The organism is Dysgonomonas gadei ATCC BAA-286 (assembly GCF_000213555.1).
In the GTDB taxonomy this organism is placed as follows: Bacteria; Bacteroidota; Bacteroidia; order Bacteroidales; family Dysgonomonadaceae; genus Dysgonomonas; species Dysgonomonas gadei.
In genome coordinates, this window is sequence record NZ_GL891984.1 from 264,700 (window position 1) to 289,559 (window position 24,860).

The 24,860-nt window shown below is 40.6% G+C and carries 14 protein-coding genes and 1 pseudogene; all 15 read left to right on the forward strand.

From position 1 onward, the window contains the following. Positions 1-432: 432 nt before the first annotated feature. Entirely contained in the window at positions 433-3,702 is a 3,270-nt protein-coding gene (locus HMPREF9455_RS12405; protein WP_245532190.1) for a SusC/RagA family TonB-linked outer membrane protein, read from the forward strand. A gap of 18 nt (positions 3,703-3,720) precedes the next feature. Further along, positions 3,721-5,718: a RagB/SusD family nutrient uptake outer membrane protein gene (locus tag HMPREF9455_RS12410; RefSeq protein ID WP_006800053.1), complete on the forward strand. Its 1,998-nt coding sequence runs from the start codon at positions 3,721-3,723 to the stop codon at positions 5,716-5,718. Positions 5,719-5,812: 94 nt separating this feature from the next. Next, the gene (locus HMPREF9455_RS12415) at positions 5,813-6,967 is read left to right on the forward strand and encodes a glycoside hydrolase family 88/105 protein (protein WP_006800054.1); all 1,155 of its coding nucleotides are present in this window, start codon (positions 5,813-5,815) and stop codon (positions 6,965-6,967) included. Between the two features lie 134 nt (positions 6,968-7,101). Continuing rightward, positions 7,102-7,254, forward strand: a complete 153-nt coding sequence (locus HMPREF9455_RS21385) for a hypothetical protein (protein WP_157256599.1) — start codon at positions 7,102-7,104, stop codon at positions 7,252-7,254. A 70-nt stretch (positions 7,255-7,324) separates the two neighbouring features. Next, entirely contained in the window at positions 7,325-8,752 is a 1,428-nt protein-coding gene (locus tag HMPREF9455_RS12425) for a Gfo/Idh/MocA family oxidoreductase (RefSeq protein ID WP_006800056.1), read from the forward strand. 353 nt (positions 8,753-9,105) lie between these two features. Further along, positions 9,106-9,756 (forward strand): annotated as a pseudogene (locus tag HMPREF9455_RS12430) (3-keto-disaccharide hydrolase); the annotation flags it as partial. A 666-nt stretch (positions 9,757-10,422) separates the two neighbouring features. After that, a complete protein-coding gene (locus HMPREF9455_RS12435) occupies positions 10,423-12,438 on the forward strand; it encodes a hypothetical protein (RefSeq protein WP_006800058.1) in 2,016 nt (671 codons plus the stop codon). Between the two features lie 249 nt (positions 12,439-12,687). Further along, entirely contained in the window at positions 12,688-12,891 is a 204-nt protein-coding gene (locus HMPREF9455_RS12440; RefSeq protein ID WP_006800059.1) for a hypothetical protein, read from the forward strand. A 245-nt stretch (positions 12,892-13,136) separates the two neighbouring features. After that, positions 13,137-13,277 (forward strand): hypothetical protein, encoded by a 141-nt coding sequence (locus HMPREF9455_RS21390; protein ID WP_157256600.1) that lies wholly within the window; start codon positions 13,137-13,139, stop codon positions 13,275-13,277. 166 nt (positions 13,278-13,443) lie between these two features. Next, on the forward strand, positions 13,444-14,379 hold the full coding sequence (locus HMPREF9455_RS12445) for a hypothetical protein (protein ID WP_006800061.1): 936 nt from the start codon (positions 13,444-13,446) through the stop codon (positions 14,377-14,379). 84 nt (positions 14,380-14,463) lie between these two features. Then, on the forward strand, positions 14,464-17,646 hold the full coding sequence (locus tag HMPREF9455_RS12450) for a SusC/RagA family TonB-linked outer membrane protein (protein ID WP_006800062.1): 3,183 nt from the start codon (positions 14,464-14,466) through the stop codon (positions 17,644-17,646). 18 nt (positions 17,647-17,664) lie between these two features. Beyond that, positions 17,665-19,134 (forward strand): RagB/SusD family nutrient uptake outer membrane protein, encoded by a 1,470-nt coding sequence (locus HMPREF9455_RS12455; protein ID WP_006800063.1) that lies wholly within the window; start codon positions 17,665-17,667, stop codon positions 19,132-19,134. Between the two features lie 15 nt (positions 19,135-19,149). Further along, positions 19,150-20,166, forward strand: coding sequence for a TlpA disulfide reductase family protein (locus HMPREF9455_RS12460; protein WP_006800064.1), 1,017 nt, complete (start codon positions 19,150-19,152; stop codon positions 20,164-20,166). 14 nt (positions 20,167-20,180) lie between these two features. Continuing rightward, positions 20,181-23,321 carry a SusC/RagA family TonB-linked outer membrane protein gene (locus HMPREF9455_RS12465; protein ID WP_006800065.1) on the forward strand — a complete coding sequence of 1,047 codons (3,141 nt, stop codon included), beginning with the start codon at positions 20,181-20,183 and terminating at the stop codon, positions 23,319-23,321. A gap of 55 nt (positions 23,322-23,376) precedes the next feature. Continuing rightward, the gene (locus HMPREF9455_RS12470) at positions 23,377-24,858 is read left to right on the forward strand and encodes a RagB/SusD family nutrient uptake outer membrane protein (RefSeq protein ID WP_006800066.1); all 1,482 of its coding nucleotides are present in this window, start codon (positions 23,377-23,379) and stop codon (positions 24,856-24,858) included. Positions 24,859-24,860: the final 2 nt, after the last annotated feature.

The window sequence follows — 24,860 nt, forward strand, 5'->3', positions numbered from 1 at the left end:
GAGAGAGAGAGAGAGAGAGAATAATCTTACTAAAAAAAGGGCGAAAAAACAACAGTCTGGATGTCGTAAATACAATCCGGCCAGTTATTTCTGTTTTAAGAAAACCTTCTTCCGTGGAACGAATCTGTTCGCGGAAGAAGGTTTTTGTGTTTACCGGTAATCATAGCATCCTGAAATAAAGATGAAGATCATCTATTTATATACTTAAAAATTAATTAGATAACCCCAAAGTTTATGCCTATGGAAAAACAATGAAGTGACAGGGGATTAATGAATTCGTTCGATTAATCTTACTGATAATTTGAGGATTAATAATTAGAGATAAATCTATTATACCTAACGAAACCCAATTATTTATACCTATGAAATATATCAATTGTAAATAGTTAAACCATAAATCTGTATTGTATGATTTCAAAAATTAGATTTTGTATGCTGATTCTATACAGCATGTTTTTATGCATTCACCTGAATGCGCAAACAAGTAATAAAAATATTACAGGAACGGTCTTGGATACCCAGCGAGAGCCTGTAATTGGAGCCACAGTTGCGGTAAAAGGCACTACTCTGGGGACTATGACGGATGTGGATGGTAAGTTTAAGCTGAGTGTTCCATCGAAAGGCACGCTTGTCGTTTCTTATATTGGATATACTACTCAGGAACTGGAAATAACCGAGAAATCCAATTATGAAATAGTAATGAGTGAAGGCGCTCTTAATCTTGAAGAAGTTGTAGTCGTAGGATATGGTACTATGAGGAAAAAAGATCTGACTGGTTCCGTAATTCAAATCCGTCCCGACGACCTCGCAAATGAAAATCCGAAAACTGTTCAGGATATCCTGAGAGGTACACCCGGTTTGCAGGTGGGTTACAGTGCAACTGCTAAAGGTGGTGGTAACATGGAAATACGCGGACAGCGTTCGGTATATACCGACGGTGGTCATAATAACCCTTTGCTCATTCTTGACGGAATGCAGTTTTATGGAGAACTATCGGAAATTAATCCGGATGATATTGCCCAGATAGACGTTCTTAAGGATGCTTCAGCCGCCGCTGTTTATGGGGCGAAAGCAGCAAGTGGTGTTATTATCATTACTACTAAAAAAGGAAAGCAGGGTAAACCCGTTATAAATGTTACTACCAGTATCGGGCTTACACAACGGAGCAACTATCGTGAAAGGTTCGGCCCGGAAGACTATTTGCAACACCGTCAGGATTGGTTCGAACAGAGAACTTATGGCGTGAATCCGGAAACCGGCGCTTATGAAGCATATCAGGCAAGAAAAACAGATGGCAGCCTGCAATTTCCGACCGGATATTTTGCAAGGGTAGACGGTCTTGACCGTTATGGCGTATCTCAGGATACATGGCGTGGCTATACTGTTAACGGAACTGATGATTCAGACCTGAGCGTCTGGGCCAGGCGTTTGGAATTTCAAGGGAATGCTCTCGATAACCTTCTTGCGGGAAGGACTGTCGATTGGGCAGATAAGACTTATCGCACAGGATTCAATCAGGACTATAATGCAAGTATAAGTGGTGCCGGAGAAAATGTAAATTATTATTTCTCGCTAGGCTATCTGAAAAATCAAGGAGCTGCAAAAAGTGATGAATATGAAGCTATACGCGCTAATATGAAACTGGATGCTAATGTCACCAAATGGCTACAGATAGGCGCCAACGTAAACTTTCAGAACCGTTCGGATGGTGAAGTCGGTATAGATTTGGATTATCAGATGCGCAACAGCCCTTATGCCGATTATGCGGATGAGAACGGCAACCCGGTACAATATCCTCTCGACGGAAGCTATAGCCAACGAGGCTATAACTATGATTTCCAGAAACAATATCTGGAACTGGAAAAAGGTTATACAACATTGAATACTATACTCAATGCCAAAATAACACTGCCATACAATGTTACTTATACATTCAATGCTTCGCCACGCTACCAGTTTTTCTACGACCGTTATTTTATGTCGGCCGAATTGCCGGGTTCCGATCCTGCATCACGTGGAGTAAACCGCGAGCAGACAAAGCGCTTCGATTGGTCACATAACAATACCCTTGCCTGGGATTACACTTTCAATCAAAAGCATCACGCAATGTTGACACTTGTGCAGGAAGCCGAGATACTGCAATCATGGAAGGACCGCATCGAAGCCCGTAATATCCAGCCATCAGATGCATTAGGATTCCACAATACCAAGAATGGCACGAAAGAAAACAGTACGTTCGAATCTTATGATACATACCAAACGGCAGACGCATTGTTAGCCCGTTTATTTTATTCCTACGACGACCGCTATATGATAACCGGGTCTATCCGCCGGGACGGATATTCCGGATTCGGTGCATCCAATAAATATGCGACTTTCCCTTCCGCAGGAACTGCATGGACGTTTACAAACGAAGAATTCTTCAAATGGGGCAATATAATGAATAACGGTAAGCTGCGTGTATCATACGGAAAGAATGGAAACAGAGGATTGTCAGATCCTTACCAGGCGCTCTCCAATCTTTATGCGGGAGCCGGTAAAATGCATGGCTATATCGATTCGAAGGGAGAGTTGAACCTGTACCGTTACTTAATGGCGGAACGGATGGCAAATCCTAATCTTCAGTGGGAAAAAACCGCATCGTGGAACTTTGGACTTGACTTTGGATTCCTCAACGACCGGATATCAGGTACTATCGAATATTATAACATGAAAACCCATGATATGATTATGAGACAAAGCCTGCTGACCTTTACGGCATTTAATAATATTACGACCAACTTGGGACAGGTGGATAACCGTGGAATTGAGATTTCATTAAATACGCAGAATATCGATACCAAGGATTTTAAATGGACTACCAGATTCGGGTTTTCATACAACAAGAACGAAATAAAGCATTTGTATTACCAGTATGAAGACGTGCTGGACGCCAATGGCAATGTAACGGGTAGCAAAGAGATGGATGACCTGACAAACGGTTGGTTTATCGGAAAACCTGTTAGCCAGATATGGAACTATCGTGTTACCGGAATATGGCAGAAAGATGAAGTGGAAGAAGCTGCAAGACACGGACAAGTTCCGGGCGACCCTAAAGTAGAAAACAGCTACACTGCTGATGATATCGTAAATGCAGATGGTTCTATTACGCCTGTGTATAACGACAAGGACAGACAATTTCTTGGACAAACATCGCCTCCTATCCATTGGTCTGTGCGTAATGAGTTTACATTGTGGAAAGACCTGACTTTCTCGTTTAATATCTATTCTTATATGGGACATAAGAGTCTGGCAGGTTACTATCTGAACTTTGATGACGATGGAGGACGCATGACTTATGCTTTGCAGAATGTGCCGGAAAAAGAATACTGGAGTATCGATAACCCTTCAGATAAGTATGGACGGATCAATGCCCAGGGACCTAGTAAGATAGGGGGGCCTGCCAGTCCGGGTAGATTATACGATCGTTCATTTATTCGTCTTGAGAATATTTCTGTAGGATATACATTACCAAAAAAATGGGTTTCAAAATTCGATATACAGAATGTTAAAGTTTATGCTTCTGTTCGCAATGTTGCCACATGGGCAAAAGACTGGGAATATGGTGATCCTGAAGTAGATCCGGCTTTCGATTCAGGTAATGGGAAATATGGTGGATTAGCTACACGTGTCTATACGCTGGGATTGAATTTAACCTTTTAACCTCTAATAGTAACAGATATGAAAAAGATAATAAAGAAAATAAACTATATATGCCTCAGCTTGCTGATGGGAGGCACAATTTTATTTAGCGGATGTTCGGAGGATTTTCTGAGTCCTGATCCGTTATCCATTTACGAACCAGGGGCTACGTTCACTACCGAATCGGGCCTGATGGCGGCAATGGCTATATGCGACCGTCATCTCAGAGGATATTACTCGACCGACCATAACGAGATGCTTACGCTGGGGACGGAATATATCTTCTCCGACCTGATGGTTGGCTCAGCCACTGACAAGAGTGGAATGCTCGACAATATAGCAAGTATGCTAACGCCGACAAGCGATCAATCGACCCAGAACAATCTGGACAGGACAAACAGCATGTGGTATTTCTATGAGGAAACTTATAAAGGAGTTATGTACGCCAATACCATTATCCAATATGTGGATGGAGTTGAAGGAATGAATGAAGCCTCCAAAAACGCCTTCAAAGGCAGAGCATACTTCCATCGTGCATTCCGTTATTATGCTTTGGTTTTTCAATATGGAGATGTGCCGCTTACAGCCAAAGTGGTAGAAGTGCCTAAACAAAACTACCGCAGGACCAAACGCGATGCCATTTTGCAAATGCTTGTCAAAGATTTGGAATTTGCTGTGCAATGGGTGCCTGACCAGAAAGATATGTCCGTGATAGGTATGATAAATAAAGGAGCCTGCCGCATGTTGCTGGCAAAATGTTATCTGGCATTAGGCGAGTATACTAAAGCTAAAGACCTGATGGATATAGTGATCGACCAATCGGGCTACTCGCTAATGACTGAAAATTTCGGAACATTCAACGACGGCGGCGAACCTGCTACCTGGCCTATTACACGTAATGTAATCTGGGATATGCACCGTGCTGAAAATAAACTTATTTCTGCAAACAAAGAGGTTATTATGGGGATGCCAAATCGTGGGGCAGAAGCTGAATCTTTTGTTAAGATGTTAACAATGCGTATCTTATATCCTTTTGTCTTTGACGGAAAGGTACAGACAAAAGACAGCAAACAGGCACTGATGAACATAAAACGCAATAGCGCTGATTACAATTCCAAGTATGATTATATGCGTGCATTCGGACGTGGTATCGCTACATTCCGTCCGTCTTACTTCCAGACTCATAAAGTATGGGAAGTAAACGGGAAAATGGATGCCACCGACTTGCGTCACAGTTCAGCCACCGGTAACTGGATACGGATGGAAGATTACCGCGTAAATAATAAGGCGTCTTCAGAATTCGGAAATCCTGTAACACTTTTCGATGACAAAGGAAAGCTGTTATGCAGTGATACTATCCGTCGCTGGTTCGATGTTCCTCATTACAAATTCTATCTGGACGATCCTGTCAATGAAGCTAATATAAGCGGTTCTGACGGAAACAGGGGTGCTACAAATGGAGGTATAGCCGACTGGTATCTTTATCGTCTGGCAGAAGCATATCTGATAAGGGCAGAGGCGAAATTTTACCTGGGTGATGCCACAGCAAAGGATGATGTGAATGAAGTGAGAAAGAGGGCGAAATGTACCGAACTTTATTCTACCGTAACCATCGGGGATATTATGGATGAGCGTGCCCGTGAATTGTATTGGGAAGAATGGCGTAATGTAGAGTTGACCCGTGTATCGTTGTGTCTAGCCCGTAGCGGTAAACCTGACGAATGGGGAAATACTTATAAACTGGATACCTTCGACAAACAGAGTGGTACGGATGCTGCCGGCGGAAGCTACTGGTATCAGCGTGTTACCAAAAAAGGTATGTATAATAAAGGTCCTATAAGCGTTAATGCGACCAAAGGCTCCATTAACTATATGATGGATAAAAAGAATATTTATTGGCCGATTCCTAACAAGGAGATCAGAGCGAACAACAAAGGTGACTTAGGTCAAAATTACGGTTATGATGGCTATAATCCTAATACCCCGGTATGGGATAACTGGGAGGATGCTGTAGCAGACGAATATAAAACAGAGTAAATTAGAGTCTGTGTACCTAAATGCTATTAACCGGTGAAACTACAATTTAGCCGGTTAATAGTGTTAGTTTATTTAATGAACAAAAAAGAACTTTATGTATAAAAAAATATTTATATTATTATTTGTTTTCTCTACTCAATTATCATTTGCCCAGAGTTATGATCTGAAAAATTTTCCTGAAGGATGTGAACCTGAATTTATCGGCAAAAAACTTACAGAAAGATATCTACAGACTCCGCATTCACACTGGGGTAATATCAACTCTGAACATAAAGTAACGTTTGTTACCTATCCTGATGTGTGCGCGTGGCTGGGTGCTTTATGGTTTACCCAATCTGTAAAAGATGAGAATCTGTACAACAAACTGGTCGACAGATTCGATCCGTTGTTCACCACCGAAAAGGATTTTTTACCCACTCTGCGTCCTACTGCACATAATGTTGTAGACTGGTATGTATTTGGGGCTGTACCGCTAGAGATATATAAGAAGAAAAAAGAACAAAAATACCTCGATCTTGGGATGAAATATGCAGACGGTCAATGGATATTGCCGGAGAATCCTAAAGATTATGAAAAAGAATGGCATGATAAAGGTTACTCTTGGCAAACCCGTCTCTGGATCGATGACATGTTTATGATAACAGCAGTTCAGGATCAGGCGTATCTGGTTACAGGAGATAAGAAATATATAGATAGGTCGGCCAATGAGATGGCTCTTTACCTTGACCGTATACAACGCGAAAACGGATTGTTTTATCATGCACCGGAAGCTCCTTTCTTCTGGGGACGGGGAAATGGCTGGATGGCTGTGGGAATGGCCGAACTGTTAAGAATACTTCCCAAGGATAATCCTCATAATGAGAAAATAAAAGAAGCCTATAAAAAGATGATGAAAACCCTACTGCGATATCAGGGATATGATGGTATGTGGGGACAACTTATCGACGATCCTAACTCGTGGAGAGAAACATCCGGTACGGCAATGTTTACATACGCAATGATTGTTGGAGTAAAGAATGGCTGGCTGGATAAGAAAACATATGGGGCCGCCGCGCGTAAAGGCTGGCTTGCATTACTTACATACCTGAATGAAGATTATAATCTGAGGAATGTATGTGAAGGTACCGGTACGAAAAATGACTATAACCATTATATCAATCGCAAACGCCTGATCGGAGATATGCATGGACAAGCCGCACTTATGTGGTGTGCATATGGCTTAGCAAGTGATGATGTAAAAAGAAAATGATTTAGTTAAATTGGAGGTCTGTAGTTTAGATACATCATGTTCAACTACCGGCATGAATTGTTGATATAAAATTATTAACAGTAATAGGCAGGCATCAGAATATTGCCTGTCTATTGCTGCTTAAAATAAATCTTATGGAAGATATTTCTTTAGACAGGCGATATTTCTTAAAAAAGACGGTATTGGCAGGAGCAGCAGCTTTGTTCGTATCCAGTCCCCGGCTCTCTGTATCCTCCGAGGTTAAATATACTTTGCTGCATAATCCGGGGAAAGACATGATATTTTGAAACATTTTGAAGCAACAATATATACTTTCTGATAATATTATTCAGAAAAATGTAAGAAAATAAGATAAAAATGGTAACACGAAGAAATTTTCTAAAGAAGGCAGGAATTGCAACCGCAGGACTTGCTATAAGCAGTATCGGTTCTGTGAGCGCTTTGAGCGAGGAGAGCCTGAAACGGGTGAATGGCGCGAACGGGAAAATCAACCTTGCCTGCGTTGGTATCGGATATCGTGGCAGCGATATTATCAAGGAATTTGAGAAAACAGGTTTAGCAAATGTTGTCGCTCTGTGTGATGTGGATATGGGGGCTAAACATACTCAGGAAATCATGGGTAAGTTTCCTAAAGCGAAACGGTTCAAAGATTTCCGGGAAATGTTCGACAAGATGGGTAATGAAATAGAGGCTGTATCGGTAGGTACTCCGGACCATTCTCATTTCCCTATTTGTATGATGGCTATGGCCTACGGGAAGCATGTATATGTAGAGAAACCCATGGGACGTACTTTCTACGAAGCTGAATTGATGATGCAGGCCGCCAAGAAATATCCGAATGTAGTTACGCAGGTAGGTAATCAGGGGCATTCCGAAGCAAACTATTTTCAGTTTAAGGCATGGAAAGAAGCCGGTATCATAAAGGATGTGACAGAAGTGGTGGCTCATATGAATTCTCCCCGCAGATGGCATGGCTGGGATACCAATATTTATAAATTACCCGAAGGGCAGCCGATACCGCAAGGTATGGACTGGAATACATGGCTGATGGCCATCCCTTATCACGACTACAGCGATAAGTATCATTATGGGAACTGGCGTTGCTGGTACGATTTCGGTATGGGAGCTTTAGGGGATTGGGGTGCACATATCTTAGATACAGTACATGAATTTCTTGACCTCGGATTACCTTATGAAATCAATCCGGTGATGCTGGAAGGACATAACGATTATTTCTTCCCGATGTCTTCTACCATACAGTTCCGTTTCCCTCGGCGTGGCGATATGCCGCCGTTGGATATTACCTGGTACGATGGCGTGAATAATCAACCAAAATTGCCGAATGGATATGGGACCTCTGAATTAGACCCTAATATACCGACAGTAGCCGGTGGTAAAATGGAAGCAAGAAAATTGAATCCCGGAAAAATAATCTATTCGAAAGATTTGATTTTCAAAGGAGGATCGCACGGTAGTACATTATCTATCATACCCGAAGAGAAGGCTAAAGAAATGGCTTCGAGATTACCCGAAGTACCTGAGAGTACATCGAACCACTTTGCTAATTTCCTTTTGGCCTGTCAGGGTAAAGAGAAAACTCGCTCACCATTCGAAGTATTCGGTCCGCTTAGCCAGGTATTCTCATTAGGGGTGATGGCTCAGAGGCTGAATGTTCCGATCAAATTTGACCGGAATACAAAAGTTGTAACCAATAATGCGTTCGCAAATGATATGCTGGCCGGAGTGCCGCCTCGTAAGGGTTGGGAGGACTTTTATAAAGTATAATCAGGGTTTCAGACTTGTTTATTACTTAAGTATAGGACAAACGTATCAAAGACTTACCCTCTATTAGGGTTGCTGTAGGGGCGAATTATCATTCGCCCGAAATAAAAAGATCAGCGGGCGAATGATAATTCGCCCCTACAAGTGCCAGAAACACACTATGAAAATTTGAAACGTTCGCCCTAGTTAAGTAAGCAAAACAACAAGAATTAATTATAATACGAATACATCATTAAATTCTATCTATTATTTAAAATATTAAAGACATGAAAAAATTATTATTACTGATATCAGTCTCTTTATTTACTATCAGCCTGTTGGCTCAGAATGAAAAACCGAATGTACTGACCGAAACAGAAATACGCGAAGGATGGAAATTGCTATGGGACGGAAAAACCACCGATGGCTGGAGAGGAGCTAAACTCGATGCTTTTCCTCAAAAAGGATGGAGTATAAAAGACGGCGTACTCCGGGTTCATAAGAGTGGCGGTGCTGAGGCTGCTAACGGTGGGGATATTGTTACTGTAAGAAAATATAAGAATTTTATACTGAAAGTTGATTTCAAGATTACCAAAGGGGCAAACAGCGGCGTAAAATATTTTGTTGATTCTGACCTGAATAAAGGTGAAGGGTCTGCTATTGGCTGTGAATTCCAGATATTGGATGATGAAAACCATCCGGATGCCAAATTAGGAGTAAAAGGTAACAGAACACTGGGGTCTTTGTATGACCTTATACCATCGCAAAGAGGCGCTTCATTTAAGTTTGATATAAATGATTTTAATACTGCAACAGTAATTGTTAAAGGTAATAAAGTCGAACATTGGTTAAACGGGGTGAAGGTTGTGGAATATGAGCGTAATAACCAAATGTTTAATGCCCTTGTTGCTTATAGCAAATATAAGAACTGGCCGAATTTCGGAAATCTTACCGAAGGCAATATCTTATTGCAGGATCATGGTGATGAGGTATTCTTTAAGAACATAAAAATAAAAGAACTGGAATAAGAAGTTAAAAGTTGAGAAGTATTTAATGTGAATCAATAGTTGAGAATAGCTGTAACTTTTTTATCTGATTTTATCTATATAGGGCAGATAACAAGCGTGTTGTCGGATGAAAAGGTAACAACGAAGACAACATGCAAAAGGTGTTACCTTTGTTACTTTTTAACAAGTAGTAAGTTTTAAGTAATAAGTAAAGAGGTACAAGTAGACGAGGTACGAGATACAAGTTGTTAACTGACGACTATTCACTGACGGGATATTTCGCTCTGCTCTGTATGGCAAGTTAATTATTAATTGCTTTCCGTGTTACTTTTGTTACCTTTTTTACTTGACGGTCCAAAACAGGCGGTAATAAGGTTATGAAATTTCGTTGTTGACTAATAACTGCTAGCTGTTGACCAATAATTGCTAATTGCTAACTGAAATAACTGTTACATTTACATACTCAAGCTGGCGCAGGCTTTCAACCTGTGTGGTGCGTAGTAAGGTTTTTAGTTCTATTGAGCAAAGCACTGACTAGAAGTTCGCGCCAGTGGGTTGAAAGCTGAGATAACTGTTACTTTTGTTACTTTTTTGAAAAAGTTACAACTAAACGAGGTTTTATTATTAGCTGAAAACTGCTAACTGCTTTAACTCCAGATTCACATTACAAATAAATTTTACTAAAATATGAAGAAGAAAGTATTATTGTTTATTACTGTTATAGCATCTGTTCTTTGCGTAAATGCAAACTCCATAGACAAACAGCTATCAAGTAATATTTCGATAAAGGTTCCCGGCAATAAATCAGTAACATACAAGCTGACAGCCGATAAAGATGGTAATTTGGAGTCAGAGTCGGATTTGCCTTTGCAGATAAGCAGAAAGCTAACATCAGATGGCGATATAGTCCGTATCACAGTTAGTATTAAAGCAAAAGAAAAGGCTTATTACAATTTTAGCCAGGCATATCTGCTCCCTGAAATGAAACATAGCGATTGCCAGTTCTATATGCCGGGATTCTGGTATCACCGCAATATGCGTTCCCCTAAGGAAGCTCCGTCTTTCCATACGAGCGATAGCTGGCAGGTAAGAGAGGACCGGCTGAGCACACCTCTTACAGGAATATATAATGAAAAATCAGGCGATTACTATACTATATTAAGGATCGATGAGTTTGCGGACGAGACTATTGCTCAACATGCTTCGGGTGAGGTCATCTTGTCAGGGAAAACTTCAATTGGTTATACTGGTTTCCGGAATATTGACGAGAATTCGACTTTGGTATTTGGCTTTCCTTACCACGAAGCTCCAAAAGCATATGTCCGCAAACTCACATTGATCCCACCTGTACAGGCTTTCGAAAAATTAGAAAAAGGTGAAACACGCGATCTTGTATGGGAGGTAAGAAAAGGAAATGTAAAAGACTATTCTGCTTTCGTCTCTGATGTATGGACGTATTCATACGACAGATTTAAGCCTCAGACCGTTGAGACGGGTTATAATGCGGAGTCGGCTAAAAAGGTAATGACCAATTTCTTTACAGAAAGTTTCGTGGATAAGTATGACCTGAAATATTTTTCCGGTGTACATCTACGTACTGATGATTGTAAAAGCACAGGATCAGCCGAAGTCGGATTTGTGGGACGTGTTCTGATTAATGCATTCAATGCATTGGAATATGGAGAACAAAATAATCGCCCCGATTTAGTCCGGAAGGCCAATGCAGTACTTGATAGTTATTTGACAAACGGTTTTACTACCAACGGCTTCTTCCGCGAGTTTGTTGACTATTCTCATAATGCCGAGCCTAATGTTTACAGTATTCGCCGCCAGTCGGAAGGGGTATTCTCCATCCTGAACTATCTTCAATACGAGAAGAAAAAAGGACGCTCGCATCCGGAGTGGGAGAGCCGGATTAAAAATATACTGGGGAATTTCCTTAAACTGCAAGGAACAGACGGGAGTTTTCCGCGCAAGTTCAATGATAATTTTAATATTACAGATGCATCGGGGGGCAGTACTCCATCGGCAACACTGCCACTGACTATGGCTTATAGCTATTTTAAGGATAAAAACTATCTGGAAAGTGCACGAAAAACTGCTGTTTATCTCGAAAAAGAGTTAATATCCAAATCGGATTATTTTTCATCCACACTCGATGCTAACTGCGAAGATAAAGAAGCCTCGCTTTATGCGTCTACAGCTATGTATTACCTATCTTTTGTAACCCAGGGGAAAGAACGCGAACACTATATCGACCTGTGTAAGGAGTCGGCTTACTTCTGTCTTTCGTGGTATTATATGTGGGACGTACCGTTTGCCCAGGGACAAATGCTGGGTGATGTAGGCTTTAAGTCGAGAGGCTGGGGTAATGTATCGGTTGAAAATAATCATATTGATGTATTTATCTTCGAATTTGCCACTATTCTCGATTGGCTGGCAGTGGAAAGAAAAGAGCCTCGATTCTCTGAGTTTTCGTCTGTAATAAAAAGCTCGATGCTTCAATTGATGCCTGTGGAGGGACATATGTTCGATATAGGTAAGGTTGGGTACTATCCAGAAGTAGTACAGCACACTCATTGGGATTACGGGAAAAATGGCAAAGGTTTCTATAATGACATTTTTGCTCCCGGCTGGACTGTTGCATCTCTTTGGCAAATGCTGAGTCCGGAGAGAGTTTCGGGTTATTTTGATAAGAAATAATAGTATATAAAGGGTATTAGGAGGTAACTGACAGTTTGTTTTATTTACCTCCTAATATTCGTTTAGGCCTTTTCTGAAGGAATTGCCTGAATTTCTAGTCTAGGTATTCTTCAGATTTATTAATGAATAATGTTGTTTGATTATTAATAAGTTATATTGTTTTATCTCAAATGTTCATAACTCTATTAGCTACAATTTGATAAACAATTACAATAGTCTTATTTTTGCGTATTGTAAGTTTATAGCATAATGACCCCAAAACATTTTACAAAAGATCACTGGTATTCAGCCCGGTATGAAAGCGGCTTTAGTATAATATTTCAAGTTGTTGATCCCGATGGTGAGAACTTCACTTTATGTCGTAAAGATGGAGTGATTGTAAATTCCATACCAAGCGGCTATGAAGAAATTATTTCATATGGCATTGTTGAACCGGAATACGAATATCTATGAATTATATAATAATTAATGGCTATTAATTATTTTTAGAGTAGCAACATAATTATACTAATTTTCTCAATATATAATTCATATAACATAAAAAATATGATCTTTTCATTTTCTATTTTATAACATATACCTAATGCATGGTATAAAAATACCATGATCATGGTATTTTATATAATGCTAGCGAATCATAATTTTGTTTCATGAAAATCAAATAACAAAAAGATTTTAAATTTCTAAAAAATAGCAAAATGAAAAGATTTACTAAACGACAGAAAGAACGGCGATATGATCCTTCCGGGATACATGGCCTTCTGAATATCACTTCTGCTTCCACTTATCTTACACCTTCTACAATCTCCGGCATGCGAATGTCGATGTGTTGCTTCTAATTCCTTATTATAGCTTCCGCTATATCTTTCGCTTTTTCTTTATTCTCAAAAAATAAAATCTTCCTATTTCCCCATAGGTAACCCAATAATAATATAACCTAGATTAAGGTCTGGAATTTTATATATTCTGATATAAAAGCATATAAAACAATAATATACAATAAATATGAAAACAATGAAGCTTTTCAAATCAATATTGGTCACTCTTCTTATTTCCTCTCCAATATTTGCTCAAAATAATGTAAACGAAACCATATATATCAAAAGCTCACGCTTTGCATCTCCCCTGATTGAAAAATGGATAAATGAATATACTAAAGTGAATCCTCAGGCACAGATCAAGCTGGCTGATAATAGTGTAAAGGCAGAAAATATTGCCTTAAAAGTAGTGGTGTCAGACAATAGTAAAAACGGATTGCAGATTGGCGAACAAATCCTGTTCTTCGGTCGATATGCGATCTTGCCTGTCATTGGTAAGGACAATCCGTTACTCGCTGAGTTTTCTAAGAAAAAGTTAAATGATAAAAGAATTAAAGATCTATTCTTTGAAAAGGATATACTTAGCGAAGACACAAATTCGTCAAAACCGGATTATGATGTAACTGTATATTCCGGAAATAACAACGAATCAGTAGCACATAGCTTTGCTTCGTATTTCGGATATACTTCCTCAAGCCTGAAGGGTAAAAAGATCTCGGGTGATGATGCATTTCTCATAAATGCCATACAGAAAGATAAAACGGGTGTCACATTCAACGCTTTGGGCAATATATTCGATATTAATACCCGGGGGTTGAAAGACAATATCACCATTCTTCCGTTGGATGTAAAGAAAGAATACCGCAATTATTTTACGGAATCGGTCAATATAGACAACGTGATTGAGTTATTGGAGTCGGAGCCTGTCGATTTAATCCCTGTAGATAATATCGGGTTTGCATATTCTCCCGGAAATAAGGCGGTGAAGGAGTTTCTTGTATGGGTTCTGACCGAAGGCAAGACATTCAACCATAGTTATGGTATTCTAAACCCGGATGAAAAAGTACTTACATACCAGATAAAAGAACTGGAAAAAGTACTTTATACAATGAATCTGAAATAATAGTTAAATGTAAGAGAAAGTGCTTCTCCTTCCAATTGCAGCCGGATAAAGAAGCACTTAATATTCTAAAATAGGTATTAGAACATGACAAATATACAATTTAATAAGGGTAAAAAAATACTCTTACAGGAGAAAAAATATCTCTTTCTATCCCTGCTTTTTCTATTTTTCTTTGTTTTTTCGGCAAAAGGACAAACAGTGATCAGAGGAAAAGTATTGGATGAGCGCAGCGGAATACCTGTATCCGGAGCTCTGATAAAAGTAAAGTCTACAAACAACGCTGTTCAGGCAGATTATGATGGTAAATTCCGGTTGTCGGAGAACAAACCCTTCCCAATCACTCTTCTTGTTTCATTTCTTGGTTTTAAAACACAGGAAATAGATGTTTATGAATCCGGCGAAGAAATTACAATTTCACTTTCGGAAAATCTGAATGTACTTGATGAAGTTGTAGTTGTGGGTTACGGCACAAAGACAAAACGGGAGTTTACGGGAGCTATATCCTCACTCAACGGAGATTTGATAAAAGATGTTCCGGTTCAGAGTTTTGAACAGGCTCTGCAAGGTAAGGCTGCCGGAGTAAGCATTGCTTTACCTAATGGACAGCTCAACTCGCAGCCAGTCATCAGGATCAGAGGTGTAAACTCAATATCCTTAAGTTCCTATCCCTTAGTAGTCGTTGACGGTATCCCTGTAAGTACAGGGAATATTTCATCGAATCGTGCGTCAAACAATCCTTTAGGTGATATCAATCCGGCTGATATAGCTTCAATTGATATACTGAAAGATGCAGCATCAACGGCGATCTATGGATCGAGAGCTGCCGGTGGGGTTATTCTTATTACCACTAAGCGTGGTAAAACAGGGCGTATTACCACTACTTATGAAGGGTGGCTTGGAATCACAAACGCTACCCGCTTACCCGACGTGCTGAATGCTCAGCAATATACAGATATTAAGAATGAAGCAATATCTAATGCAACATCTATAGATGGCGTAGCCCGTGATGCGGCCTACGCCTTGTCTTACAACCCTGATGGCTCCGTAGTTGATACCAATTGGAAAGACTATGTGTATAGAACTGCGGTTTCACATAATCATTCACTGAATATTTCGGGAGGAACCGAAAAAGTAAATTATTACCTGTCCCTTAACTATTCCGATCAGCAAGGCTTTCTCATAGGCAATAATTTTAAGAGGAAAGGTATACGCTTCAATCTTGACAATGAGGTTACAAGTTGGCTCAAAGTGTCGGGAGGTGCGGTCTATAATATAAGTAACAATGAATCTTTCGATTCGGGAAGTTTACCCGGTGCATCCATGACAACAACAGGGGCTACCCGGCTTGCTCTCGTGTTGCCTCCAAATGTAGGTGCCTATAATGCCGACGGAAGTTTCAACCTCAATCCAAGTAGCGGGACACTTGGTTCCGGAAACAACAAAGCAACTATACCATTATATAATCCGGCTGCCTTGTTCGAGTTGTCGAGATATACATCAGAGAACGACCATTTGGTAGGAAATGTAAATGCCGTCATCAAACCTGTTAAACAACTGGAACTAACGGTGCGATATGCAATCGACAGAATAAGGAGTGAAGATGTAGCATATCAAAGCCCGGAACTAGGATCAAGCGCCTATACAAGTGGTGGGTCCGTGTCCAATATCTCGACAACACGACAAACAGAAGCCTGGACGAACACGCTCGGTTTCGATGAAACTTTTTTTAAGGACCACCATGTTTCCCTGCTGATAGGAACGGATATACAGAACTATAAGGTCTCGGCATGGGGAGCAAATGCGACTAAAGCCTCCGACGATTTTTTCGAATATTATCAGGGTGGATGGGCTAATGTGGTAGCTGCCGGCAATCAGAAAGGCGAGAGAGTTTTTGCCTCTTTCTTCTCCCGTCTTAGCTATGAACTGAAAAATAGATATTTCATTACCGGGAATTTCAGGAGGGATGGTAACTCTGCTCTTGCAGTGGGACGTAAGTATGGTAATTTTGGCGGTGTGTCTGCCGGTTGGTTGTTGTCGGAAGAAAACTTCTTTAAATCATCGTCACTGTCAAAGGTATTCAGTGATGTAAAGCTTAATGCCAGTTGGGGACGGGTGGGTAATGGTAATCTGTCAAACGATTATAGTTCCTATGACTTATACTCGGCCTCTTTGTACGGAGGTGCAGCCACATGGGCCATTACTCAGCAGGGAAACCCTGATCTGACATGGGAAACCAGTGAGCAAACGAACCTAGGGCTTGAACTGAACGCTTTGAAAAACAGGCTTCATTTCGAATTTGCATATTTCAATAACGATGTGGACGGGCTGATTCTGAGCGTGGCTCAGTCACCATCTAAGGGTATTCCCGGTAACTCTATCCTCGCTAATGTAGGTTCAATGTATAATCGTGGTATTGAAGTTAGTGCCGGTTATGAGATCATTAGCCGTAAAGACCTGTCATGGAATGTAACGCTTAATTATTCTGCTATACGAAACAAAGTGACAGCCCTGGCCAATAATGATCAGGATATTATCGGTGCTACCGGTTCAGGTAATACGAATATTACACGGGTGGGTGAGTCGATAGGAAGTTTGTATGGTCTTAAAACATTATATGTGAATCCTGAAAACGGTCAACGAGTGTTTCTTAACGGAGAAGGAGAGGAAGTACAATACAATGGTCTTGGTAAATGGACATATTTAGATGGTAGAACAGCTCAGGCGTTATCCGGTGATGATTTTTATGTATTGGGGAATACGCTTCCCAAATGGTATGGCGGCCTGACCAGTAATTTAAGATACAAACAGTTCGACCTTAATCTGAACTTTACCTATGCAGGTGGTAACTATATAATGAACAGAACAAAGTCTACTTTAACCGATCAGATATTTTTCAACAATTCTACAGATATTCTGAGAAGATGGACAGAACAGGGACAGGTTACAGATATGCCAAGAGTCGTAAATGGCGATAGAATTTCTTTCGGTGGTTCTACTCCTATATCCGAACATGTGGAAAAAGGAGATTTTCTTCGTCTACAAAACGTATCCCTTGCATATAATATACCTAAAAAGGCATTAGCATTTAGTAGATTAAATGCAGTGAGGGTTTATGGTCAGATAACGAATGCTTTATTGTTCACTAATTATTCGGGTATCGACCCTGAGGTTTCAGCCAACGGAAACTCAAATACGGCACCCGGGGTTGAGTACAATACTACGGGACTTGGGCGGACCTTTACTTTCGGTCTAAATGTCACATTTTAAATAAAAATCTCTACAAATATGAATATTCCAATTTATAAACATATAAGACAGAAGATTACAATAGTGTTAGGATTGGTGGCATTGAGCACCCTGAGTGCGTGCGACGACCTCTTGGACAAAACTTCAGAAACTTCTGTCAGTTCCGCCACAATCTTCGATACCCCTAAAAGAATTGAAGGACTTGTCAATGGAAATTATAACTCTCTTAAAAGTGCGAATTTATATAGCGGCCGTATCCTTCTGTATGGAGATGTCAGAGGCGAAGATTTTGTATGCCGCACCGAGAATGCCCTGACAGGAGGATATGTATGGGCTAATAACTTCTCCAATATAACAGGTGATGTCAATGAGGTTTGGGGGCAATTATATATTGTGATAAATAATGCTAATGTACTGATTGCAGGCTTGAGCAAGTCGCAGGGAGTAATCAGTGATGAACTCAAAAATAATTATCTGGGCGAAGCCCGTTTCCTAAGAGCCCTTGCTTATTTCAATCTGGTTACTTATTACGGAAGGCCATATATTGAAAAAAACGGGGAGGCCAAAGCCGTTCCTTTGAGACTGCAAGCCGAATCGTCATCAGCCAATAATGATCTGGCAAGAAGTTCAGTCTTTTCTGTATACGAGCAAATTATTTCAGATCTCGATTTTGCAGAGCAGAATCTCCCCGATAGTTATTCTACAAATTTGCTGAATACAACGAGAGCCCATAAAAATACAGCCATTGCGTTGAAAACAAGAGTATATCTGAGCAAAAGGGAATTTGGAAAAGTTATAGAAGAAGCTAAAAAAATTGCTCCTCAGACACAGGCTCCTTTTGCCGCAACATCGGGGGTTAAAAATGCATTGCAATCGAATATTGTTAATATATTCTCATCCGATTATACATCTGTAGAGTCGATCTTTTCAATGCCGATGACCGCAGCCAACCCACCTTCGGGTACAGCTTTGGCTAATATTTATTATACAGCACCGGACTTTGTCCTTAATTCCGATACCAAAGGGATAATTGCAGATACAGAGTGGAAAAGTACAGATGCACGCCGGTCTTTTGTGACATATAATGGAACGCTTGGTCTGTATTTGCTGTCGAAGTATGCAAAGACAAACCCTGCTATAGATTATATACCTGTAATCCGCTATGCAGAAGTATTGCTGAATTATGCAGAGGCAGAGGCCAGAGCCGGAAGTCTTAGCAAAGCTGTTGCATTGCTGGAAACTGTGAGAAAACGTTCCGACCCTTCTTATATTTTTCCTCCGGCATCTTTAGCTCAGGGAGAGATACTGAATACAATCAGGACAGAAAGACGTATTGAGTTATTGGGCGAGGGATTCAGAGCTACGGATATTTTGCGTGATCTGTTGACATTCCCGACTAAACCTTCGCTGAGTAGTTTGACTCCGCGTGAAGTGAAACCTACTGACGATGGGTATATATTTCCAATACCCAATACTGAAATCTTAACGAATAAGGCTATAAACGATTAAAAAAACAGAAATACAATGAAAACAAATAAATTTTATAAATATACTCTTGCGGCTATCTTCCTGATTACTATTATTACAGCTTGCAGCAAGAATCCGAATAAACTGGATTTATCCGGAACGGTAAATAATGTGACTACAGGTAAGATATATCTGCAACAGTATATAAATAAATCATTCGTCACCATTGATTCCACTAATATTATAAGTGGAAGATTCAAATTCAATACAGAGACCAAGCTACCGGAGATATACGGTTTATCCCTATATGGTTCCGGTGAGAATCCATTCGATTCATATATTTTGTTTCTGGATAATAATCCGATCAAAGTAGAATTCGACACCATCAACGAGTTTGAAAAAACGATAGTGACCGGTTCGAAAGAACATGACTTATATCTGGAACTCAGGGCTCAGAAAAAAGCAAATGTTAATGATATAATAAAAGAGCATCCATCATCTATTGCGGCCTTGTACATACTATACAGATACTACTCTTACCGGTTGTCACCGGAAGAAATCAATGCGAATATAGAATTACTGGACCCTTCTCTTAAAAACAGCGATTATGTGAAGGTGCTTACAGAGCTTGCAAATACGTTAAGCAAAGTTTCCATTGGTCATAAAGCTCCGGATTTTAGCGCTACTGATCCGGAGGGAAAAAATGTAAAACTTTCGGATTATTTGGGAACACGCTATGTCTTGATTGATTTCTGGGCCTCATGGTGTGCGCCTTGCCGCAAAGAAAATCCTAATCTGGTAAAAGTATATGAAAAATACGGGGCTAAAGATCTTGAAATAATAGGTGTTTCTTTAGATAACGCGACCGCTCCGTGGAAAAAAGCCATAGCGGCTGATGGTCTTACCTGGCCTCAATTGATAGATGAGAATGCATGGGCCGGAGAAGGAGTGAAGAATTATGGGGTAAGGCTTATTCCTGCAAATTTCCTAATAGACAAAGAAGGAAATATTGTTGCCAAAAATTTAAAAGGCGAGGAATTAGAGAAAACATTAGCCAATTTATTCAATCACTAAGCTCAAATAAAAAGATGAAAAATATTTCTGTTTATATTTTACTTTTCCTGCTTTTCTTTTCTTTTTCGGTAAAGGGGCAAACAGTTATCAGAGGAAAAGTATTGGATGAGCGTAGCGGAATTCCCGTATCGGGAGCTCTGGTAAAAGTAAAGTCGACCAATAATGCCGTTCAGGCAGATTATGATGGTAAATTCCAGCTGTCGGAGAATAAGCCGTTCCCGATTACACTTCTTGTTTCATTTCTGGGCTTTAAAACGCAGGAAATAGATGTCTATGAATCTGGAGAAGAAATTACAATCTCGCTTTCGGAAAATAGGAATGTGCTGGATGAAGTTGTAGTTGTCGGTTACGGAACAGCTAAAAAATCCAGCTACACCGGGGCTATTGCTGTTATAGGTAATAAAGATATAGGGAAATTACAAATAACGAATATCAGCAAAGCATTGCAAGGGTCTATTCCCGGGCTTCAATCCGTATCGTCGGCCGGACAGCCCGGAAGCGATGCAGCCATCTTTTTGCGGGGAGTGGGATCAGTAAATGCTTCCAGTACTCCTTTGTATGTAGTGGACGGGGCGCCATTTGCAGGTAGCATAAGTGCCATTAATGCAAATGATATACAGTCGATATCCGTACTGAAAGATGCTACAGCGAGTGCGTTATATGGTTCCCGTGGGGCAAATGGTGTCATTATCATTAGTACCAAACAAGGTGCATCTAACCAGAAGCCGACGGTTGCATTCTCATCCTCTATCGGTTTTACCTCAAGGGCGATTAAGGATTACAAAACGCTTACAACTAAAGAATACTATGAACTGCAATGGGAGGCTATTCGCAATAACCAGTTGGATCAGGGCAAGTCGGCGGAAAACGCTGCTTTGTACGCATCGGCCGAACTGGTGGGTTCATTAAAGATAAACCCCTTCGGCTCACAATATCCGCAACCGGTAGGTACTGATGGGAAAATAGTGGCCGGGGCTGAATCATTGTGGAACGATAGCTGGGCTGACGCTTTGTCCCGTACAGGTATACGTCAGCAATATGATTTGAGTGTGAACGGTGGAAGCGATAATTCCAAATACTTCATTTCAGGAGGCTATCTGAATGAAAAAGGTTTTATAATAGGCTCCGATTTCGAGCGGTTCAACACCCGTGCGAATGTAACTTCTACAGTGAACAAATGGTTGGAAACCGGCTTCGGAATCTCTGCTTCTACCAGTAAACAGAGCGCTCCACCGCAAACAGACAGCAGTCAGGGTAACTTTGCCAATTTTCAACGCTTAGTAGCAGATATATATCCAATCTATGAACGCAATGCAGATGGGTCGTATGTCCTTGATGCGAATGGCGACAAAATCTACGATTATGGTAATTACCGTCCAAGTTCCGCTGCGACAGGGAACAATCTTTTAGGCAGCTCCAAATATAATAAATATGACAACAAACAGGATATAGTTTCAGTCAGGGCAAACGCAACTATTACATTTCTGGAAGGTTTAAAGTGGAAAAATAGTGTTAATGCTGATTACAATGCACGTACCAATCATTCATATACCAATCCCGCTTATGGCTCCGGCATCAGTAACGGAGGTTCTGTAAGCAAAGGTTCCAGCAGGGCTATCGGCTATACGGTGAATAGCTTTCTGGATTATACATTCAATGTCAAAGACAAACATTTTATAAATATACTTGCCGGCCCCGAAGTATATGTTTATAACGTATCCTCTTTGTCGGGAAGCCGTAGTAACTTCGGTTTTCTCGATAAGGAAGAACCGGCAGCCGCTTCATTATTGAATAGTTTTACCGGAGCTGCGGATAATTATAAATTAGCAAGTTATTTAGGTAAAATAGATTATGATTATCTGCATCGTTACTATTTATCGGCTAGCTTTCGCCGCGATGGTTCATCCCGGTTCAGCAAAGATTCGCGCTGGGGTAACTTCTGGTCGGTCGGTGCTTCGTGGAATGCAAAATCAGAAGATTTTCTGGCTCCTGTAAAATGGATAGACAATCTGACCGTCCGCACAAGTTATGGTGCGCAGGGAAATGATAATCTCGGTACTTATTACGCCTATCAGGATTTATACTCTATTTACAATAGTTTAGGACAAGCGGGATTGATCAGTTCGAGACTTCCAACCCCGGATTTGAAATGGGAAACAAACCTTAACCTCAATTTCGGTGTTGATTTTGCAGCCTTTGATAACAGGCTGGTGGCATCGGTAGATATATATGAACGCAAATCAAAGGATCTTTTATTTAGCCGGCCGCTTGCTCCATCGCAGGGATTCGGGCAAATAGATGCAAATATCGGAGCATTACGCAACAGGGGAATCGAAGGGCAAATACAGGTTGTACCTGTACGAAACAAAGATCTCAGATGGGATGTGAGCCTTAATTTTGGACATTATAAGAATAAAATAACAGAACTTCCGCAAAAAGAGATTATCGCAGGGACTGTCGGACAACTGGGGTCTACAAAAAAGATGGTTGTTGGAGGGTCTGTCTATGATTTCTTTATCCGCGAATGGGCAGGTGTAAATCCCGAAAATGGCGATGCCCTGTGGTATAAAAATGAATATACGACGGATGCAAATGGAAATAAGGTGATATCGGGACGTACTACAACGAATGTGTATGCAGATGCCGATCAATATTTTCAGGGAAGTTCATTACCTGATGTATATGGAGGTATAACAAATACATTTACATACAAACAATTTGAGTTGTCTTTCCTTCTTTCATACAGCATTGGAGGTAAAGTCCTCGATCTCGACGAAGTGATGATTGCCCATACCGGGAACAATCAGGGCCGGACATGGACACAGGAAGCTTTGACCAGATGGACGCCTGAGAACCGAAATACCAATTACCCCCGTCTTACGACTACAACTACAAACTGGAACTCGATTTCCTCACGTTTCTTATATGATGCCACATATGCACGTCTGAAGAATCTGAATCTTACTTACAGTCTTCCTGCATCCGTATTGTCACATGCAAAGTTGAAACAGGTGAAACTGAGAGCTAATGCAGAGAATCTTCTGACATTTTTCGGACATAAAGGAATGGACCCGGAACAGGCCGTAGATGGTGTTACATTTTACCGTTATCCTGCTCAAAAATCATTTTCGTTCGGGATAGATATAACGTTTTAATGCATAACAATAATAATAGGTTTGAGACCTTAATCAGTAAAATAAAGGGACAATTATGAAATCAAAATTGATTATATATATACTATCTGTTTCATCGGTATTATTTGTTTCCTGCAGCGACAGTTTTTTTGAGACCTCGCCATCGGGAGATCTGACCGGAAGTGAAACATATTCTACGACATCTAATATAAATGCAGTCGTCAACGGGACTTTGCGTTATCTGATGGAAAATGCCACATCGCAGGATAATCCGGGGTATGGCGCAATTCTACTCACACAGGAAGTAATGGGTGAAGATGCTATAGCCCGCGACGGAGTTTATGGATACAGGGATTCTTATCCTTATCGTGATCCGTATGATAATACGACACGCCGCGCTCTTTTTTTCTGGACATTGCAATATAAAATAATTGATAATGCAAACAATATCATTGCAAAAGTAGATGCAGCACAAGGTACGGATGAAGAGAAGAAGTATTTGAAAGGACAAGCTTATGCGCTGCGTGCTTTCGTTTACCTGAACCTCGTCCGTCAGTATCAGTTCACATACTTGAAGGATAAGAACGCTAAAGCAGTCCCTATATATACAGAGCCGACTGTGCCAAGCTCCGTTCCTAACCCGAAAGCTACGGTAGAGCAAGTCTACGAACGTGTAATTTCCGATCTCACAGAAGCAGAGAAATTACTCATCGGATTCAAGCGTTCGGTAAAAAACCGCCCTGATATAAATGTAGTAAAAGGTCTTTTTGCAAGAACCTATCTCACTACAGGGCAATGGGAGCTGGCCGCAAAATATGCGGCTGAAGCCCGAAACGGCTATCCGGTAATGGAAGCGAGCCAATATATACTGGGATTCAATGATGTAAGTAATGTGGAATGGATATGGGGACATCCTCAAACAGCTGATCAGAACTTGGGAGGAGCCTCATATTTCGCATATCTCGATGTAACGCCTACTACCGGTTACCGGAGTATTATGCCTGATCCGAATTTCAGAAAATTGTTTAGTACTCAAGATATACGATTCTCGTTGTTTGAACTGGTTACAAAAGAAACAGATCCGATGTATCGCTGGTATAAATACAAGAAGTTTGTCAATAAATCGGATCAATCCGGTCATATTCCGTTAATGCGTTCATCAGAAATGGTACTTATAGAAGCAGAAGGAAAAGCCCGTAACCATGATCTTACCGGAGCGGCAAAGGCATTGAGCGAATTACGCGTGAAAAGGAATCTGGAAGAGATTTCCGCATCGGATTATACAGAGAATCAATTGATAGACGAGATTCTGGTCGAACGTCGCCGCGAACTTTGGGGCGAAGGATTTCGTCTACCCGATATTCTACGCTTGCAGATAGCCCCCGATAGAAAAGAATCAACAGAAACATACACGTTGCCGTCAGGACAAACAATAACCATAAAGGGACACTACGTGTGGACATTCCCTGATAAGACGGCATTGGTTCCGAATAGTCTGTATTATCTGTTTCCTGTTCCCGTAAATGAAATAAACAATAATCCCAACTTAAATAATTGAAA

Coding starts and splice junctions, on each gene's coding strand:
- HMPREF9455_RS12425 (WP_006800056.1), top strand. CDS start 7,325: ATGGTAACACGAAGAAATTTTCTAAAGAAGGCAGGAATTGCAACCGCA.
- HMPREF9455_RS12435 (WP_006800058.1), top strand. CDS start 10,423: ATGAAGAAGAAAGTATTATTGTTTATTACTGTTATAGCATCTGTTCTT.
- HMPREF9455_RS12445 (WP_006800061.1), top strand. CDS start 13,444: ATGAAAACAATGAAGCTTTTCAAATCAATATTGGTCACTCTTCTTATT.
- HMPREF9455_RS21390 (WP_157256600.1), top strand. CDS start 13,137: ATGAAAAGATTTACTAAACGACAGAAAGAACGGCGATATGATCCTTCC.
- HMPREF9455_RS12470 (WP_006800066.1), top strand. CDS start 23,377: ATGAAATCAAAATTGATTATATATATACTATCTGTTTCATCGGTATTA.
- HMPREF9455_RS12450 (WP_006800062.1), top strand. CDS start 14,464: ATGACAAATATACAATTTAATAAGGGTAAAAAAATACTCTTACAGGAG.
- HMPREF9455_RS21385 (WP_157256599.1), top strand. CDS start 7,102: ATGGAAGATATTTCTTTAGACAGGCGATATTTCTTAAAAAAGACGGTA.
- HMPREF9455_RS12455 (WP_006800063.1), top strand. CDS start 17,665: ATGAATATTCCAATTTATAAACATATAAGACAGAAGATTACAATAGTG.
- HMPREF9455_RS12465 (WP_006800065.1), top strand. CDS start 20,181: ATGAAAAATATTTCTGTTTATATTTTACTTTTCCTGCTTTTCTTTTCT.
- HMPREF9455_RS12405 (WP_245532190.1), top strand. CDS start 433: ATGCTGATTCTATACAGCATGTTTTTATGCATTCACCTGAATGCGCAA.
- HMPREF9455_RS12440 (WP_006800059.1), top strand. CDS start 12,688: ATGACCCCAAAACATTTTACAAAAGATCACTGGTATTCAGCCCGGTAT.
- HMPREF9455_RS12410 (WP_006800053.1), top strand. CDS start 3,721: ATGAAAAAGATAATAAAGAAAATAAACTATATATGCCTCAGCTTGCTG.
- HMPREF9455_RS12460 (WP_006800064.1), top strand. CDS start 19,150: ATGAAAACAAATAAATTTTATAAATATACTCTTGCGGCTATCTTCCTG.
- HMPREF9455_RS12415 (WP_006800054.1), top strand. CDS start 5,813: ATGTATAAAAAAATATTTATATTATTATTTGTTTTCTCTACTCAATTA.